Raw genomic sequence first — 17523 nt, 5'->3', positions numbered from 1 at the left:
ACGCCACGTGGCACACCCCGGAGAGACCGTCGCAGTAACCATCGTCGACCAGCGGCTCACCGAGGAAGCCGCTTCGCTCGTCCAACAACTCGTGGACGACGCCGTGGCGTCGAAGCTCGCGGCCCAGGACCCCACGCTGTGGGGTCCTGAGGCCGAGTCCGAGTCGGCCATCCGGCTGGCGTGGACCACGCTGCACGAGACCTCGCGCCCGCTGCTCGCCGAGATCGACGCCCTCCGCGCGGAACTGCACGCGGAGGGCGTCGACCGGGTGGTCCTCGCGGGCATGGGCGGCTCGTCGCTCGCCCCCGAGGTCATCACCGGCACGGCGGGTGTCCCGCTCGTCGTGCTCGACACCACCGACCCCGGCCAGGTGGCCGACGCGCTCGCGGGCGACCTGACCCGGACCGTCCTGGTGGTGTCGTCCAAGTCGGGGTCCACTGTGGAGACCGACAGCCACCGGCGGATCTTCGCCGAGGCGTTCGCCGCCGAGGGCATCGACGCGGCCTCCCGCATCGTCGTGGTGACCGACCCCGGTTCGCCGATGGAAGCCGCGTCCGTGGAAGCGGGATACCGCAAGGTGTTCCTGGCCAACCCGAATGTCGGCGGCCGCTACTCCGCGCTCACCGCGTTCGGCCTGGTGCCCTCGGGGCTCGCGGGCGCGGACGTGGCCGCACTGCTCGACGACGCGGCCGAGGCGGCCCGGATCCTCGCCACCGACACGCTCGACAACCCGGCCCTGGTGCTGGCCGCCGCGCTCGGCGCCGCCCACTCGCGGGGCGCGGAGAAGATCGTCATCGCCGACACCGGCTCGGGCATCGCGGGCTTCGGCGACTGGGCCGAACAGCTCGTCGCCGAGTCCACCGGCAAGGACGGAACCGGTTTGCTGCCGGTGGTCGTGGCCGACGCGGACTCCCCCGGCTTCGCCGACGCGGGCGAGGACGCGACGGCCATCGCGATCGGACCGCCGGTCAGCGCCATCGCCACCTCGGGTCCGCTCGGCGGCCAGATGCTGCTGTGGGAGTACGCCACCGCGATCGTCGGCAGGCTGCTGGGAATCAACCCGTTCGACCAGCCCGACGTCGAGGCGGCGAAGAAGGCGGCGCGCGCGCTGCTCGACTCCCCCGACGCCGCGGCCGAGGTCGCTCCGTCCATTGTGGACGGTCCGGTCGAGGTGTATCCTTCCGGCGGCTGGCTGCCCGAGGGCACCGAGTCCCTGGTGGACGCGCTGAACGCATTGCTCGACGCCGCGCCCGAGTTCGGCTATGTGTCCATTCAGGCCTATCTCGACCGGCTCGACGACGCCTCCGCACTGCTGCTGCGCTCGGAAATCGCGCGGCGCAGCGGTGTGCAGACCACGTTCGGTTGGGGACCGCGGTTCCTGCACTCGACCGGGCAGTACCACAAGGGCGGGCACCAGAACGGCGTGTTCCTCCAGATCACCGGCGCTGTGGAGGAAGACCTGCCGGTGCCCGACCGGCCCTACACCCTCGGCGTGCTCCAGCACGCCCAAGCTCTCGGCGACGGACAGGTCCTCGCCGACCACGGCAGGCCCGTCCTGCGACTGCACTTCACCGATCGCGCCGCGGGGCTCGCGCATCTGTTGAACGCCCTCTCGGAGGTTAACCGGTGACTACAACCAAGCAGTGGGCGAACCCGCTGCGTGACGAGCGGGACAAGCGGCTGCCGCGGATCGCGGGGCCGTGCGGCCTGGTGATCTTCGGCGTGACCGGCGACCTGTCGCGCAAGAAGCTCATGCCCGCGATCTACGACCTGTCCAACCGCGGCCTGCTGCCGCCGGGTTTCTCCCTGGTCGGCTTCGCCCGCCGGGACTGGGCGGACCAGGACTTCGGGCAGATCGTCTACGAGGCGGTCAAACAGCACGCGCGGACGCCGTTCCGCGAGGCCGTGTGGGACCGGCTCGCCGAGGGTTTCCGGTTCGTGCCGGGCACATTCGACGATGACGCCTCGTTCGACACCCTCGCCACGACCATCGCCGACCTGGACCGCGAGCGCGGCACCAGCGGCAACCACGCGTTCTACCTGTCGATCCCGCCGGGCGCGTTCCCGGTGGTCACCAAGCAGCTGGCCCGCGCCGGTCTGGCCACCCCGGCCGCGGCCGACCAGTGGCGGCGCGTGGTCATCGAGAAGCCGTTCGGCCACGACCTGGCTTCGGCGGTGGCGCTGAACAAGGTCGTGAACAAGGTGTCCCCCGAGGAGTCGGTGTTCCGCATCGATCACTACCTCGGCAAGGAGACCGTGCAGAACCTGTTGGCGCTGCGCTTCGCCAACCAGCTCTTCGAGCCGGTCTGGAACTCCCACTACGTCGACCACGTGCAGATCACCATGGCGGAGGACATCGGCCTGGGCGGGCGCGCGGGGTACTACGACGGCATCGGCGCCGCCCGCGACGTCATCCAGAACCACCTGCTGCAGCTGCTGGCGCTGACCGCGATGGAGGAGCCGGTCTCCTTCAACCCCAAAGCCTTGCGCACCGAGAAGATCAAGGTGCTGGAGGCGACGAAGCCGGTCGGGCCGTTCGCCGAGACCACCGCGCGCGGGCAGTACCTCGGTGGCTGGCAGGGCGGGCAGAAGGTGCTCGGGCTGCTGCAGGAGGAGGGTTTCGCGAAGACCTCCACCACGGAGACGTTCGCCGCGATCACCCTGGAGGTGAACACGCGGCGGTGGGCCGGGGTGCCGTTCTACCTGCGCACCGGCAAGCGGCTGGGGCGCCGGGTCACGGAGATCGCGGTCGTGTTCAAGCGCGCGCCGCACCTGCCGTTCGACGAGACGTCCACTGAGGAACTCGGGCAGAACGCGCTGGTGGTGCGGGTGCAGCCGGACGAGGGCATGACCATGCGGTTCGGCTCGAAGGTGCCGGGCAACGCCATGGAGGTCCGAGATGTGTCGATGGACTTCAGCTACGGTCACGCGTTCACCGAGTCGTCGCCGGAGGCCTACGAGCGGCTGATCCTCGACGTGCTGCTCGGCGAGCCGTCGCTGTTCCCGGTCAACCAGGAGGTCGAGCTGTCCTGGGAGATCCTGGAGCCGGTGCTGAAGTACTGGAAGACCGCGGGCAAGCCTGAGGGCTACGCGGCGGGCACATGGGGGCCGGAGTCCGCGGACAAGATGATGTCCCGCACCGGCAGGCACTGGAGGCGACCGTGATCATCGACCTGCCCTCAACGACGACTTCGCAGGTCAACGCCAAGCTGGTGCACCTGCGTGAGCAGGGTGGCGCCCACACCCTGGGCCGGGTGCTGACGCTGGTGATCGTCACCGACGACGGCGAGCGCGTCGAGGACGCCGTCGACGCGGCGAACGACGCCAGCCGCGAGCACCCGTGCCGGGTGATCGTGGTGGCCCGGGGTGCCAAGAAGGCCGCGGCGCGGCTGGACGCGCAGATCCGGATCGGCGGCGACGCCGGTGCGAGCGAGGTGATCGTGCTGCGCCTCTACGGCCCGCTGGCCGACGAGGGCGCGAGCTGCGTGATCCCGCTGTTGCTGCCCGACGCCCCCGTGGTGGCGTGGTGGCCGTTCGAGGCGCCCGCGAAGCCCTCGGACGACCCGATCGGCAGGCTCGCGCAGCGGCGGATCACCGACTCCGCGGCCGAGCGGCAGCCGATCAAGGCACTGCAGATCCGGCAGAAGCAGTACGCCGACGGCGACACCGACCTGGCGTGGACCCGGCTGACCCTGTGGCGGGCGTTGCTGGCGGCGGCGCTGGACCTGCCGCCGTACGAGAAGGTCACCGCGGCCTCGGTCAGCGGCGGCGGCGACTCGCCGTCGACCGACCTGCTCGCGGCGTGGCTGGCGACGTTCCTGAAGGTGCCGGTGAAGCGGATCAACGCCGGTGACGGGCACGGGATCGTGTCGGTGGCGATGGAACGCCGGTCGGGCACGGTGGAACTGCAGCGGCCGGACGGCAAGGTCGGCACCCTGACCCAGCCCGGCCAACCCGCGCGCCGGGTGGCCCTGCAGCGTCGGGAGGTGCGCGACTGCCTCTCGGAGGAACTGCGCAGGCTCGACGCGGACGAGATCTACGAGGCCACGCTCAACGGGCTCGCGAAGGTCACCCGCGGCCGGGCGACGGCGGCCCGCAGGGCTGCCCCGGCACCGTCGGCGAACACGCCGAGGCCGTCGGCGAAGGTCGCGGCGAAGACGGCGGCGGATGGCAAGGCCAAGGCACCCACGGGCACCTCGACGACGAAGTCGTCCGCGAAGGCCTCGCCCAACGGGTCACCCGCTTCCGCGAAGACCCGTTCCACGGCGGCGGCGAAGAAGGCCGCGCCCAAGCCGAAGGCCGCGTCATGAGCCGCCCACAGGTGGTCGTGTACTCCAACCCCAGCCTGCTTGCGGCGGCCACCGCGGCCCGGCTGATCACCCGGCTGGTCGACGTCCAGGCCGCCACCGGCTCGGCATCGCTGGTGCTGACCGGCGGCGGCACCGGCATCTCGGTGCTGGAGCAGGTCCGCGCCACCCCGGCCCGCGACGCCGTGGACTGGTCCAAGGTCGACCTGTACTGGGGCGACGAGCGGTTCCTGCCCTCAGGCCACCCGGACCGCAACGAGACCCAGGCACGGGCCGCCTTGCTCGACCACGTGCCGGTGTCGCCGGAGCGGGTGCATGCGATGGCCCCGTCGGACGGCGAATTCGGCAACGACCCGGAAGCCGCCGCGGCGGCCTACGCCGACTTGTTGGCGAACGCGGCCGAGCCGGAGGACCACGGGCCGGTGCCGACGTTCGACATCTGCCTGCTCGGGGTCGGCGAGGAAGGGCACACGCTGTCGGTGTTCCCCGGTTCCCCCGCGGTGTATGAGAAGGAGCGGACGGTGGTGGCGGTGCGCAACTGCCCCAAACCACCCCCGACCCGGATCAGCCTGACCCTGGAAGCGGCCCGCCGCTCAACGGAGGTCTGGCTCATGACCACGGGCGAGAGCAAGGCCCCCGCCGTGGCAATGGCCCTCTCCGGCGCGGGCGAGGTCCAGCTCCCCGCGGCAGGCGCCCGAGGCACCCACCGCACCCTCTGGCTCCTCGACAAGCCCGCCGCCGCCAAGGTCCCCAACGTCTTCACCCCACCCCTCTCCTGACCGCGAGTCCCCACCTCCCGACAGTGAGTTCTCAGTACCCGACAATGAGTTCTCATTTCGCGACGCCGCCAGCGCCCCCGGTCGGTTCCGAACGAGGAACCTGGCTGCCACGAAATGAGAATTCGCTGTCGTGAACTGAGAACTCGCTGTCGTGAGCTGAGAACTTGTTGTCGGGAGGTGGGGACTCGCGGGTTAGCGGAGGCCGTTGCGGGTGGCGAGCTTGACGAGGAGGTCTGGGTCGTCGCTGATGATGCCGTCGACGCCGAGGTCGATCACGCGCTGCATGGTGGGCTCGTCGTTCACGGTGTACGGGACGACCTTGAGGCCGCGGCGGTGCAGACCGGCGATGTCGGGGCCGTGGAAGTACGCCGGGTCCTCGCGTAGGTACCAGTCCGGCGATGTCACCTTGGCCTGGGCGGGATCGTGGACCTGCCAGTTCGATGACACCGTCGTGGCACCGGATTGGCGAACCAGCTTGGCGAGATCCTGGTGCTTCCACCAGTCCAGGCCACTGGTCCACGGGCTCTTCACCGACGGATCCCCGTAGGCCGCCTGAAGCGAGCATTCATCCGCGAGCGCGGCACACTCCGCCGGGCCGTACTGCCACACCAACGCGACCGTCCGCACGCGCGGCTCAAGCTCCCTGGCCAGCATGATCGTGCGCCAGTCGAAGGACTGCAGCGTCGTGCGGGAAGCGAAGCCGGAACGGCTGATCTCGCCGATGACCTTGCGGGTGAACACGTCGTACGGCGCCGTGTCGTCGGTGGTCGGGCTGATCTTCGTCTCGATGTTGAACCCGAGGTCGCCGCGCCCGCTCGACCGGACGAGGTCGAAGACCTCCGACAGCGTCGGGATGCGCTCGCCCGGCGCGGCCTGCTGCGCAACGGAAACTCCGGCAGCGTCTTGGAACCGCAGTCGATGGTCTTGACCTGGGCCAAGGTCAGATCGTGGATTCGCTTGCCCACATAGGGAAACTCCGGGTCACCCGCGGAGACCGGCGCGGTGTCGACGCAGTGTGAACCGTTCACCGTGCGGTCGTGGATCACCACGACGTGACCGTCCGCCGTGACGCCGGTGTCCAGCTCCAAAGTGGACACACCAGGGTTGCCCAGGGCGTGGCGGAATGCGGCGAGGGTGTTCTCCGGGCGGACCGACCGGGCGCCGCGGTGGCCCTGGATGTCGAACAGCGAGGCATACCCGCGGGGAAGGCGGTAGCCACGGGACGCGAGCAGACCACGCAGCCGGTCGGGGTAGTCGGTGATCAGGCCGTCGACACCGTCGTCGAGGAGTTTGGCCATGGTGGGGACGTCGTTGACCGTCCACGGGACGACCTTGATCCCGTTGCGGTGCGCGTGGTCCACCATCGCGCGGGTCACGTAGGGGCGGTAGCCGGGGTCGACGACCGAGCCGCCCTGCGGGAAGCCGTGGACCGGGGAGAACGCCGTGACACCGAAGGACTTCACGGCCGCGATGGGGTCCCCGCCGAAGTCGTCGATGTCGATCCCGCCCAGCCACGGCGACGCGCCGGGCTTGCCGGTCTGCAGGAAGTCGTAGTTGGTCAGCGCGACCAGCGGCAGCCGCGGCGCCACCTCGCGCAGCCGCATCAGGGCGCCCCAGTCGAAGCTCTGGACGCTGACCCGGCGCTCCACGCCCGCCGCCGTGATCTCGCGGGCGGTGAGCTGGACGAACTTCTCGCGCGGGGCGGTCTCGTATGGGGCGCCCGCCTCGACCTTGGTCTCGATGTTGAACCGGACGTCCTTGGCGCCGTAGCGCTGGGCCAGCGCGAACACCTCACGCAGCAGCGGCATCTTCGAACCCGGCGCCAACTCCTGGCCGGGCCGGTCGGCGAGCCGGACCGAGCCGCAGTCGAGGGTGCGCACCTGGGCGAAGGACAGCGTGTGCACGAACTTCCCGACATAGGGGAACTCCGGGTCGCCCGCGGCGACCGGCGCGGTGTCGCGGCACTTGCGGGCGTCGACCCTGCGGTCGTGGGTGACCACCGCCTGGTCGTCCTCGGTGATCTGGACGTCGAGTTCCACAGTGGACACGCCGAGCCGGAAGGCGTTGCCGAAAGCGCTGAGTGTGCTCGCCACGCGCAGGCCGAGGCCACCGCGGTGCGCTTGCAGGTCGAAAGCGCGAGCGGGCTCAGCTGAGACGGGAACAGCGGCGGGGACAGCGGAAAGGCAGGCCGCGGCAAGGACCACGGCGCCTGCCCGGGATAACCGGGATGGGGTCATGACGCGGATGGTGGCAAGCCGAGATGGCCGGTCGGTGGCCTGCGGGCAAACTCAGGACGCGCGCACGCGGTCCGGGAACTCCGCGCCCAGCAGACCGAGCATCGTGGTCGCCTTGACGGCCGTCTCCTCGTACTCCCCCGCCGGGTCCGACAGGGCGATGATCGCGCCGCCGACGCCGAAACCGACCTCGCCGGGCCGGGCCACGAGGGTCCGGATCACCATGCTCAGGTCGGCCGCCCCGCTCAGCGAGAAGTAGCCGATCGCTCCTGAGTAGACACCGCGCGGGCCGCGTTCGAGCCGGTCGATGATCTCCATGGTCCGCACCTTGGGCGCGCCGGTCATCGACCCGCCGGGGAACGCGGCGCGGACGCAGCGCACGGCGGAGACCCCTTCGGACAGTTGCGCTCGGACCGTGCTGACCAGGTGGTGCACGGTCGCGTAGGTCTCGACCTCGAAGAGCCCCGGCACGTGCACCGACCCGATCTCGGCGTAGACACCGAGGTCGTTGCGGACGAGGTCGACGATCATCAGGTTCTCGGCGCGGTCCTTCTCGTCGGTGCCGAGGTCGTGGCGCAGCGCCTCGTCCTCGGCCTCCGTGCGGCCACGCGGGCGGGTGCCCTTGATCGGGCGGGACTCCACCTGGCCGGTGGCCGTCACGGATAAGAACCGCTCCGGGGACGTGCTCAGCACCGACAGGTCGCCGAAAAGCAGCAGCGCGCCGAACGGGGCCGGGCTCTTGCGGCGCAGATACCGGTACGCCTGCCACGGGTCGATCGTGGCGCCCGCGGTGAGCACGTTGGTCAGGCAGACCTCGTAGGTCTCGCCCGCGGCGATCGCGGCCTGGCACTCGTCGATCATCGCCAGGTAGGTGGCGCGGTCGTGGCGTGGGGTGAGCGCTCCCGCCACGACACCGCGCTCCACCGGCGGCGACGGCTCGGGCGCGGCGGCGAGGTCGACGAGCCGGGCCGCGGTCCGGTCCGCCCACTCCAGGTCGAACGACAGCAGGTACACCTCGCCGGTCGCGTGGTCGAACACCACCGCCCGGTCGACGAAGACCAGCTGCGCGTCCGGGTCGGGCGAGTGGTGGACCCGGTCGGCGCCGCACTCGGCCTTGAGCTCGTAGCCCAGATAGCCCACCCAGCCCAGGGCGAAGCCGAAGGGCAGGTCCGGGACCTCGACCCGCCACCGCGCGAGGTCGGCGTCGAGCCAGGCGAGGAACTCCTCCTGGACGACCTCGACGCCCGTGCGCGAGGTGATGGTGACCTGGCCGGTCCACACGTCGGCGGTCGCGACCCGGGCCAGCGGGCCGGAGGCGTCGCCGAGGAACGAGAACCGGCCGCCGGTGGCGCTGTCGAGCCAGAAGGCGTGCGCGGAGTCGCGGTAGAGGGCGTCGAACGTCTCCTCCGCGGTGACCGGCACCGTCAGCTTGCGGACATGGACCGGCGCGGCGGGCGGCGGCTCGGGGTGGTGGGCCTCAGGCACCGGGGCGGCGACCACAGTCTCGCGCGGGTGTTCGTCCCACCAGCGGCGGGTCAGTTCGGCGAAGTTCGCCAACAGGGCGTCGCCGTGTTCGGTGCACACCGACTCGGGGTGGAACTGCACGCCCCACGCGGGCCGCTCGCGGTGGCGCACGCCCATGAGGACGCCGTCCTCGGCCCAGGCGGTCGCTTCGAGCTCCGCGGGCAGGTCTTCGACGGCCAGGGAGTGGTAGCGCACGACCCGCATCGGCGAGCGGATGCCCTCGAACAGCTCACGGCCGTCGTGGCGGACCTCCGAGAGCCTGCCGTGGCGCACCTCGGGCGCCCTGGTGACCTCGGCGCCCGCGAGCAGGCAGAGCCCCTGGTGGCCCAGGCAGACCCCTAACAGCGGCTGCCGCGCGGCGGCGAGGACGGCGCGGCTCAGGCCGATGTCGCGGTGCACGCCGGGATGGCCGGGCCCGGGCGAGATGACGACGTTGTCGAAATCGACGAGCCCGCCGAGGTCCCAATCCTCATCATTTCGGACGACAGTCGGCCGAGCGCCATCGATGGCGGCCAAAGCCTGGTAAAGGTTGTAGGTGAAGGAGTCGTAGTTATCGATGATCAGCGTACGCAAATCTCCTCCTCCCTCCCCGCCAAGCTTGTGGCCGGCGATTTGCTCTCGCACAGAATCGGGCACTATTCCGTCCCGATATGGGCGATTATCCGTCGTTGTGGGTAGCGAGCCCCGAGAGTGCTCGTGGGCCAGAAAGGCGATCCATGCCACACCTACCGCACCGCCCGGGATCGAACCGCAAGAATGCTACAACCTCGAAGACCGTTCCCGAGCAGCGTGCGGCCCTGCATGACCAGCCTGAGCAGCGAGAAACGGTCTTGGACACTGCGCTCGTCGATGGAGGTGGCACCCTGGTCGCCCAGATGGTCGTTCCTGACGACACCGCGCTCGTGACGCCTGCCCGAACACCCGGGCGATCGCGTCGCCGGATCCCCCTGCCGCCAAAACTCGCCGCACTGTGGGCCAACCCCCGGGTCAGGGGAATCGTCTCCGACATCGCCGCCACGGCGATCGCCGCGCTCGACGTGTGGCTGGTCGAGCCGGACGGCGCGCCCGGCTACTCCAGCTGGCTGTCGTGGCTGGCCGTGCTGGCGATGCCGCTGCGCAGGCATGTGCCGTGCGTGGCGCTGGTGCTGACCATCCCGGGGTTCTTCACCGGGTGGGCCCAGCTCGCCGCGATGATCGCCCTCGGGACGCTGGCCAAGCGCTACCTGCTGACCTGGCGGACGCTGGTGGCCGCGTTCCTGGTCGGGCTGTGCAGATTCGTGCTGTGGCCGTGGGCCGACTTCCTCGACCTGACGTGGCGCGAGCACTTCCTGGACGCGATCTACGGGGTGCTGGTCGCCGGGATGCCCGTGGCCATCGGGATGTTGATCACGGTTCGGCAGGAGTTGTCGGCCCGGATAACCCAGCTCGCCCGCAGCCGCGCCCGCGAACAGCGCCTGCACGCCCAGACCGTGCGCTCGGCCGAACGGGCCAAACTCGCGCGCGAGATGCACGACGTGGTCTCCCACCAGGTGACCCTGATCGCGATGCAGGCCGGGGCGCTGAAGGTGTCGGCCAAGGACGCCGAGTCGGTGGACGCCGCCGAGACGATCCGCGCGCTGAGCACCCGGACGCTGGAGGAGCTGCGCGAGCTTGTCGGCGTGCTGCGCTCGGGTGGCGACGAGGACGAATACCAGCCGGGGCTGGAGAACATCGGCACGCTCGTGCACGGCTGCGACGTGTCGGTGACGCTGGCCATGGAGGCCTCGCCGGAGCTGCTTCCGGCGCCGGTGTCGCGCGCCGCGTACCGCACGATCCAGGAGGCGTTGACCAACGTGCACAAGCACGCCGCGGGCTCGCCGACGACCGTGCGGGTGCAGGCCGCCGGGTCGACGCTGGTGGTGGAGATCCGCAACGACCGGCCGAAATGCCGTCCGTCCGGGCTTCCATCAGGGGGCCACGGACTATTGGGACTTCGCGAGCGGGCCGGTCTGCTAGGCGGCAGCTTCACCGCGGGACCGACAGCGGATGGCGGATTCCGGGTCCGCGCCACTTACCCGCTTTCTGTTTAGATCTCAAATAGTCGGCGGGCGCTGCGAGAACCGAAAAAGCCACCCCAGGAAACCCTGGGGTGGCTTTTCAGCTGAAGGTCAGCCTTCGCGGCGGGCGCGGAGCTTGGCCAATGCCTCGGCCAGGATGGCTTCGCCATCGGCGTCCGAGCGGCGCTCCTTCACATACGCGAGGTGCGTCTTGTACGGCTCGTTGCGCGGCGCCTTCGGCGGCTCTTTCTCGTCGAGCCCGGCCGGGAGACCGCAGCGCGGGCAGTCCCAGGACTCCGGGCGCTCCGCGTCGAGGGCGAACGACGGACGCGACTCGTGTCCGTTCGCGCACCAGTAGGAAACTCGTTGCCGAGGGGCGGACTCGCCTCGCTCGGATTCACCCATGGGACCAGCCCCGACCCGGGTACCCCGGATCGCATTGCCACCGGCCATTGATGTTCACACCCCCACCACGTGGTTCGTCAGTTTGTCCTGCGAGCCCCGCCGCCTGGCCCCAGCCCGGCAGCGGGTGAATGCCGACTCAGATGACCTTGACGAGCAGGCCCAAGCCGATGACGCAGATGATCCAAACCGACCCGACGAACAGCGTCACACGGTCGAGGTTCTTCTCGACGACGCTGGAGCCGGAGAGGCTGGACTGCATTCCGCCGCCGAAGAGCGAGGAGAGGCCACCGCCGCGACCGCGGTGCAGCAGCACCAACAGGATCAGCAGAAGGCTGGTCACAATGAGTGCGATCTGCAGGGTCAGAACCATGTCATCCTCGCTGTCGAACGGTGGAAGCCACAGGCTACCTGGTGCGGCGCACGTCTTCGAGCACCGCCCCGGCCTGAAAGCCGCGAACTGTTACCAGATATCCAAGGCGCCCGCATCCGCGAGAACGCCGCGGGCCGGGCAGCGCAATGCTACCCGGCCCGGAAAAAGCGTCCTCACCTACGGCAACGGACCGCCTGCGGCCAGTGCGCAGAGCTTGGTGAACTCGTCGGCCTGCAGGCTCGCACCGCCGACGAGAGCGCCGTCGATGTCGTCCTGGGCGACCAGCTCGCCGATGCTGCCGGACTTCACCGAGCCGCCGTAGAGCACGCGCACGGTGTTGGCGACGTCGTCGCCGTACTTCTCCGACAGCTGCTTGCGCAGGGCGAAGCAGACCTCCTGCGCGTCCTGCGGGGTGGCCACGCGGCCGGTGCCGATCGCCCACACGGGCTCGTAGGCGATGACCACCTTGGCGACCTGCTCGGTCTTGAGACCCTTGAGGCCCTCGACGAGCTGCGTGGTGCAGTGCTCGACGTGGTTGCCCGCCTCGCGGACCTCGATGCGCTCGCCCAGGCACAGGATCGGCGTGATCCCGTGCTTGAGCGCGGCCTTGACCTTCTTGTTGACCAGCTCGTCGGTCTCCGCGTGGTACTCGCGGCGCTCCGAGTGGCCCACGGTGACGTAGCTGCAGCCGAGCTTCGCGAGCATCAGCCCCGACACGTCGCCGGTGTAGGCGCCGGAGTCGTGCGGGGAGATGTCCTGCGCGCCGTACTTGAGCAGCAGCTTGTCGCCGTCGGTCATGGTCTGGATCGACCGGATGTCGGTGAACGGCGGCAGCACGGCCACCTCCACCTTCGCGTAGTACTTCTCGGGCAGCGAGAAGGCGATCTTCTGCACCAGGGCGATGGCCTCGAGGTGGTTGAGGTTCATCTTCCAGTTGCCCGCGATCAGGACTTGCCTAGCCACTTCAGGCCTCCAGGACCGCTACGCCGGGGAGCTCTTTGCCCTCCAGGTATTCCAGCGACGCGCCGCCGCCGGTGGAGATGTGGGAGAACCCGTCCTCGGGCAGGCCGAGTAGCCGCACGGCCGCCGCCGAGTCGCCGCCGCCGACGACCGAGAAGGCGTCTCCAGCTGTGGTTGCTTGCGCGATCGCCTGCGCGACACCGCGAGTGCCTTCGGCGAAGGGAGCCAGCTCGAACACACCCATGGGGCCGTTCCAGAAGACCGTTCCCGCGTCGCGCAGGACCTTGCCGTAGGCGGCGACACTGTCCGGGCCGATGTCGAGACCCTTCCAGCCGTCGCGGATCTCCGTGGCGGGCACCGTCTCGGTGTTGGCCTCGGCGGAGAAGTCGTCGGCGATGACGATGTCGGTCGGCAGCACGATCTTGCCGTCCGCGTCGGCCAGCAGCTTCTTGCAGGTCTCGACCATCTCGGCTTCGAGCAGCGAGTCACCGATCCCGTGGCCCTGGGCCGCGAGGAAGGTGAAGCACATGCCGCCGCCGACGAGGAGCGTGTCGACCTTGGGCAGCAGCGACTCGATGACCGCGAGCTTGTCCGACACCTTGGAACCGCCCAGTGCCACGACATACGGCCGCTTCGGCTCGCCCGCGAGCTGCCGGAGCACCTCGACCTCGGCGAGCACCAGGCCCCCGGCGTAGGCCGGGAGCTTGGTGGCGATGTCGTAGACCGAGGCCTGCTTGCGGTGCACCACACCGAATCCGTCGGAGACGAACGCGCCGGTTTCGCCGACCAGCGCGGCGAACTCGTCGGCGAGGGCACCGCGCTCGGCGGCGTCCTTGCTCGACTCACGCGCGTCGAACCGCACGTTCTCCAGCAGCGCGACGCCGCCGTCGGCCAGGCCGTCCACAGTGGACTTGGCCGACTCCCCCACGACGTCGGTCGCGAGTGCGACCGGCTTGCCGAGGAGTTCGCCGAGCCGCTTGGCGACCGGGGCGAGGGAGAACTTCGGGTCCGGGCTGCCCTTGGGGCGGCCCAGGTGCGCCGCCACGACGACCTTCGCGCCGGCTTCCGCCAGCTTGGAGATCGTCGGCAGCGACGCCTGGACTCGGCCATCATCGGTGATCTTGTCGCCGTCAAGCGGGACGTTGAGGTCGGAGCGCACGAACACGCGCCGACCCTTGACGCCCTCGGCGATCAGGTCGTCGAGATTCCTCATCGCGGTCAGAGCTTGGAGGCGACGAGCGCGGTCAGGTCGGCGAGGCGGTTGGAGTAGCCCCACTCGTTGTCGTACCAGCCGACGACCTTGACCTGGTTGCCGTTGACCTTGGTCAGCGGCGCGTCGTAGATGCAGGACGCCGGGTCGCCGACGATGTCGGTGGAGACGATCGGGTCCTCGTTGTAGCGCAGGATGCCGGCGAGGGCGCCCTCAGCGGCGGCCTTGTACGCGGCGTTGACCTCTTCGAGGCTGACCTCGCGGCCCAGGGTGACGGTGAGGTCGGTGGCCGAGCCGGTCGGCACGGGCACGCGCAGCGCGTAGCCGTCGAGCTTGCCCTTGAGCTCGGGCAGGACGAGGCCGATGGCCTTCGCCGCACCGGTCGAGGTCGGCACGATGTTCAGCGCGGCCGCGCGGGCGCGACGCAGGTCGCTGTGCGGGGCGTCCTGCAGGTTCTGGTCCTGGGTGTAGGCGTGGATCGTGGTCATCAGACCGCGCTCGACGACGAACGAGTCGTGCAGCACCTTCGCCAGCGGGGCCAGGCAGTTGGTGGTGCAGGAGGCGTTGGAGATGACGGTCTGCGAGCCGTCGTACTGGTCGTCGTTGGCGCCGAGGACGACGGTCAGGTCCTCACCTTTGGCGGGGGCGGAGATGATGACCTTCTTGGCCCCACCCTCGTCGACGTGCTTGCGCGCGTCGGCGGCGTTGGTGAAGAAACCGGTGGACTCGACCACGACGTCGACGCCGAGGTCCTTCCAGGGCAGCTTGCCCGGGTCGCGCTCGGCGAGCGCCTTGAGGTGGTGGTCGCCGACCTGGATGCCGTCGTCGGTCACCTTCACGTCGTAGGGCAGGCGGCCCAGCACGCTGTCGTACTTGAGCAGGTGCGCCATGGTGTTGATGTCACCGAGGTCGTTGAAGGCCACGATCTCGATGTCGTGGTCACTGGCCTCGAGCGCCCGCCAGAAATTGCGGCCGATGCGACCGAAACCGTTGACACCTACGCGAACCGTCACCGTGCGTCTCCCTCATCCCTTGGGCTGGACTGACTGGTACTTCCGCTGAACCCTACTGCCCGCGCGTGGTGCCGCAGGTCAAGAGGTCAGCGGTCTCTCTTAATCGAATCAGACAGACGTCATGAACACCAGAGGCCTGGCCGCGGTGATTGTGCGCCGGTGACGGAAACACGGCTCATGAGGCGGATACGGGCCAGAGTGGAGTCCGCCCGCCCCCACGTCGGGCGGACTCCAGTCCGATTCCCCCCTCCGCGGATGCTCCTCCCCCAAGCAGCACCCGCGCTCCCATGAGTTCAAGTGCGGGGTTTCGGGGTGGGGATACACGAATGAGATGGGGGTCACATTTCTGGTGTATGGGGCCTAACGGCTTCGACTCGGGTGCGATCACGTCCTGATGGACTGTCGGCACTTCAGGTGGTGGTCGACTTCCATCTGCCTGGCGGCGAGTCTCGGACCGCCCGGATGCGGCAGGACGCGCCCCGCAGCGAAAGGTGGGCGAGCGGGTTCGGATCCGGTACGTGATCGACGACCGCCGACAGGTCACGAACGCATGGTTGGCCGACTCGGTCCTCAATCTCGACCGCCGCTGACCCGTGTCTCCGTGAATCTTCGCGCCCCGGGTGGGGCGAACCGACCTCGGTTGTTCACCTGCTGGGCGGTCACGGCGATCACCCGTTCGAGTACAACCTTGCGTTGAGTCATTTCCCTCTGACGCAAGGGAGTGTTCGTGACCAGGTTTGCCTTTCCCTTATCCGTGCTCGTCGCCGCCGGGCTGGTCCTGGCCCCGGGGCAGGCCGCTGCCGTGTCCCCAGACGTGGTGATCTCCGAGGTGTACGGCGGCGGTGGCAACACGGGTGCCCCGTACACCCACGACTTCCTTGAGCTCTACAACCGCGGCGCGAGTTCGGTCAGCGTCGCCGGATGGTCGGTGCAGTACGCGGCCGCCGCGGGCACCACCTGGTTGGCGACCGCGCTCAGCGGCAGCATCGCGCCGGGCGCGCGATACCTGGTCAAACTGGGCTCCGGCGGGTCGAGCGGGGTCGCCCTGCCGACGCCGAACGCCACCGGGACGACGAACATGTCCGCGACGTCGGGCAAGGTCGCTCTCGTCACCTCGACCGCGGCGCTGGGCTGCGGGTCGAACTGCGACACCGCGCCGGGCGTTCGCGACTTCGTCGGCTACGGCACCACCGCCAACGACTTCGAGGGCACCAGGGCGCCCGCCGGGTCCAACACCAAGTCCGTCGCGCGCACGAACCCGGACACCGACACCGACGTCAACGGCACCGACTTCGCCGCGGGCGTGCCGACTCCGCTGACCGGTCCTGGTGGCGGTGGCGGCTGCCACACCGGCACGCTCATCCGCCAGATCCAGGGCAGCGCCCACACCTCACCCAAGAACGGCATGTCGGTCACCGATGTGCGCGGTGTCGTCACCGCGAAGCGGTCCACCGGCTTCTACTTCCAGGACCCGTGCCCGGACGCGGACCCGGCGACCTCCGAAGCGGTCTTCGTCTACACCGCGTCGGCGCCGTCGGTCGTGGTGGGCCAGGAGGTCGCGGTCGGCGGCACCGTCACCGAGTACCGGCCGGGCGGGGCGTCCTCCACCGGTCTGACCACCACCGAGATCACTTCGCCGTCGATCACCGTGCTCGCGACGAAACCGGTGCCCGCCGCCACCGTGATCGGGTCCGGCGGCCGGGTCCCGCCGACGTCGGTCATCGACGACGATGCCACGGGCAGTGTGGAGATCAGCGGCACGTTCGACGCGGGCACCGACGGCATCGACTTCTACGAGTCGCTCGAAGCCATGCGCGTGCAGGTGAACAACCCGGTCGCCACCGACGCGGGCAGCGCGTACGGCGAGATCCCCGTCCTGGCCGACGACGGCGCGGGCGCGGGCGTGCGCACCGCGCGCGGCGGCATCCTGCTCCGGCAGAGCGACGCGAACCCGGAGCGCGTGATCCTCGATGACGCCGTCGCCGTGGGCTCGACCCCGGCGGGTGTCAACGTGGGCGACCACTTCTCCGGTCCCGCTGTCGGGGTGATCGATTACGACTTCGGCAACTTCAAGCTGGAACTGACCTCGGCGCTGAGCCGGGTGTCGGGCGGGCTCACCAAGGAGACCACCGCGGTGACCCCGGCGGGACAGCTCTCGGTGGCGACCTACAACGTGGAGAACCTCGATCCGAACGACCCGCAGAGCAGCTTCGACGGGCACGCCTCGACCATCGTCGACAACCTGCGCTCGCCGGGAATCGTCGTGGTCGAGGAGATCCAGGACAACGACGGAGCCACGAACAGCAGCGTCGTGGCCGCCGACCAGACATACGGCGAGCTGATCAGCGCCATCGCCGCGGCGGGCGGGCCTGCCTACGACTACCGCCAGATCAACCCGGTCGACGACCAGGACGGCGGCGAGCCGGGCGGCAACATCCGGGTCGGCTTCCTGTTCAACCCGGCTCGGGTGTCCTTTGTGGACCGTCCGGGCGGCAACGCCACGACGGCGGTGCAGGTTGTGTCGTCGAAGGACCGCAAGCCGAAGCCGCAGCTGTCCATCTCCCCGGGCCGCATCGACCCCACCAACGACGCGTTCGCCAACAGCCGCAAGCCGCTGGCCGGCGAGTTCAAGTTCAACGGCAAGACGGTGTTCGTGGTGGCCAACCACTTCAACTCCAAGGGCGG

Annotated in this window: 13 protein-coding genes and 3 pseudogenes; 6 read left to right on the top strand and 10 right to left on the bottom strand. The window is 69.8% G+C overall.

Going from position 1 to position 17523, the window contains the following annotated elements; all coding sequences use genetic code 11:
• Window positions 1–7: 7 nt before the first annotated feature.
• Genes ACRDSQ_RS07395 through pgl form a run of 4 tightly spaced genes read left to right on the top strand, consistent with a single transcriptional unit; the run spans window position 8 to window position 5086 of the window.
• A complete protein-coding gene (locus ACRDSQ_RS07395; RefSeq protein ID WP_431419878.1) occupies window positions 8–1630 on the top strand; it encodes a glucose-6-phosphate isomerase in 1623 nt (540 codons plus the stop codon).
• Window positions 1627–3165: a glucose-6-phosphate dehydrogenase gene (gene zwf, locus ACRDSQ_RS07390; RefSeq protein ID WP_431419876.1), complete on the top strand. Its 1539-nt coding sequence runs from the start codon at window positions 1627–1629 to the stop codon at window positions 3163–3165. The genes ACRDSQ_RS07395 and zwf overlap by 4 nt, the downstream gene beginning before the upstream one ends.
• Entirely contained in the window at window positions 3162–4310 is a 1149-nt protein-coding gene (gene opcA / locus ACRDSQ_RS07385; RefSeq protein WP_431419873.1) for a glucose-6-phosphate dehydrogenase assembly protein OpcA, read from the top strand. The genes zwf and opcA overlap by 4 nt, the downstream gene beginning before the upstream one ends.
• Complete coding sequence (gene pgl / locus ACRDSQ_RS07380) at window positions 4307–5086, top strand: 6-phosphogluconolactonase (protein WP_431419870.1); 780 nt, start codon at window positions 4307–4309, stop codon at window positions 5084–5086. Before opcA ends, pgl begins: the two co-directional genes overlap by 4 nt.
• Window positions 5087–5278: 192 nt before the next feature.
• Here the strand turns inward: pgl and ACRDSQ_RS07375 are convergent, their stop codons facing one another.
• The 5 genes and pseudogenes from ACRDSQ_RS07375 to pabB all read right to left on the bottom strand — a co-directional run bounded on the left by ACRDSQ_RS07375 (window position 5279) and on the right by pabB (window position 9417).
• Window positions 5279–5617: a glycerophosphodiester phosphodiesterase gene (locus ACRDSQ_RS07375; protein ID WP_431419868.1), complete on the bottom strand. Its 339-nt coding sequence runs from the start codon at window positions 5615–5617 to the stop codon at window positions 5279–5281.
• Window positions 5618–5758: 141 nt separating this feature from the next.
• A pseudogene (locus ACRDSQ_RS07370) lies at window positions 5759–5932 on the bottom strand (glycerophosphodiester phosphodiesterase); the annotation flags it as partial.
• 68 nt (window positions 5933–6000) lie between these two features.
• Window positions 6001–6264, bottom strand: a pseudogene (locus ACRDSQ_RS07365) (glycerophosphodiester phosphodiesterase family protein); the annotation flags it as partial.
• A gap of 15 nt (window positions 6265–6279) precedes the next feature.
• Window positions 6280–7323 (bottom strand): annotated as a pseudogene (locus tag ACRDSQ_RS07360) (glycerophosphodiester phosphodiesterase family protein); the annotation flags it as partial.
• A 51-nt stretch (window positions 7324–7374) separates the two neighbouring features.
• Window positions 7375–9417: an aminodeoxychorismate synthase component I gene (gene pabB, locus ACRDSQ_RS07355; RefSeq protein ID WP_431419867.1), complete on the bottom strand. Its 2043-nt coding sequence runs from the start codon at window positions 9415–9417 to the stop codon at window positions 7375–7377.
• Window positions 9418–9674: 257 nt separating this feature from the next.
• On the opposite strand from pabB, the gene ACRDSQ_RS07350 reads away from it, so the two are divergent.
• Window positions 9675–10913, top strand: coding sequence for a sensor histidine kinase (locus ACRDSQ_RS07350; RefSeq protein WP_431419865.1), 1239 nt, complete (start codon window positions 9675–9677; stop codon window positions 10911–10913).
• Between the two features lie 78 nt (window positions 10914–10991).
• Here ACRDSQ_RS07350 and ACRDSQ_RS07345 read toward each other — a convergent pair whose 3' ends face one another.
• The 5 genes from ACRDSQ_RS07345 to gap all read right to left on the bottom strand — a co-directional run bounded on the left by ACRDSQ_RS07345 (window position 10992) and on the right by gap (window position 14838).
• Window positions 10992–11333 carry an RNA polymerase-binding protein RbpA gene (locus tag ACRDSQ_RS07345; RefSeq protein ID WP_091383273.1) on the bottom strand — a complete coding sequence of 114 codons (342 nt, stop codon included), beginning with the start codon at window positions 11331–11333 and terminating at the stop codon, window positions 10992–10994.
• A gap of 88 nt (window positions 11334–11421) precedes the next feature.
• Window positions 11422–11655, bottom strand: coding sequence for a preprotein translocase subunit SecG (secG, locus tag ACRDSQ_RS07340; RefSeq protein ID WP_091383272.1), 234 nt, complete (start codon window positions 11653–11655; stop codon window positions 11422–11424).
• 177 nt (window positions 11656–11832) lie between these two features.
• Window positions 11833–12618, bottom strand: coding sequence for a triose-phosphate isomerase (gene tpiA / locus ACRDSQ_RS07335; protein WP_431419863.1), 786 nt, complete (start codon window positions 12616–12618; stop codon window positions 11833–11835).
• 1 nt (window position 12619) lies between these two features.
• Entirely contained in the window at window positions 12620–13828 is a 1209-nt protein-coding gene (locus ACRDSQ_RS07330; protein ID WP_431419862.1) for a phosphoglycerate kinase, read from the bottom strand.
• A gap of 5 nt (window positions 13829–13833) precedes the next feature.
• Window positions 13834–14838, bottom strand: a complete 1005-nt coding sequence (gene gap, locus ACRDSQ_RS07325) for a type I glyceraldehyde-3-phosphate dehydrogenase (protein ID WP_431419860.1) — start codon at window positions 14836–14838, stop codon at window positions 13834–13836.
• Between the two features lie 727 nt (window positions 14839–15565).
• Between gap and ACRDSQ_RS07320 the strand changes: the two genes are divergently transcribed.
• The coding region (locus ACRDSQ_RS07320; RefSeq protein WP_431419859.1) for a lamin tail domain-containing protein at window positions 15566–17523 on the top strand (1958 nt) is incomplete at its 3' end.

Origin of the sequence: Actinokineospora sp., assembly GCF_050699995.1 — a bacterium.
GTDB lineage: Bacteria > Actinomycetota > Actinomycetes > Mycobacteriales > Pseudonocardiaceae > Actinokineospora.
The sequence above is the reverse complement of the archived record's forward strand: the minus strand, read 5'-3'. Positions and strand labels throughout refer to the sequence as shown.

Excerpts from the sequence above, each read along its gene's own strand:
- secG (WP_091383272.1), bottom strand. The coding sequence starts at position 11,655 with ATGGTTCTGACCCTGCAGATCGCACTCATTGTGACCAGCCTTCTGCTG.
- ACRDSQ_RS07345 (WP_091383273.1), bottom strand. The coding sequence starts at position 11,333 with ATGGCCGGTGGCAATGCGATCCGGGGTACCCGGGTCGGGGCTGGTCCC.
- pgl (WP_431419870.1), top strand. The coding sequence starts at position 4,307 with ATGAGCCGCCCACAGGTGGTCGTGTACTCCAACCCCAGCCTGCTTGCG.
- ACRDSQ_RS07330 (WP_431419862.1), bottom strand. The coding sequence starts at position 13,828 with ATGAGGAATCTCGACGACCTGATCGCCGAGGGCGTCAAGGGTCGGCGC.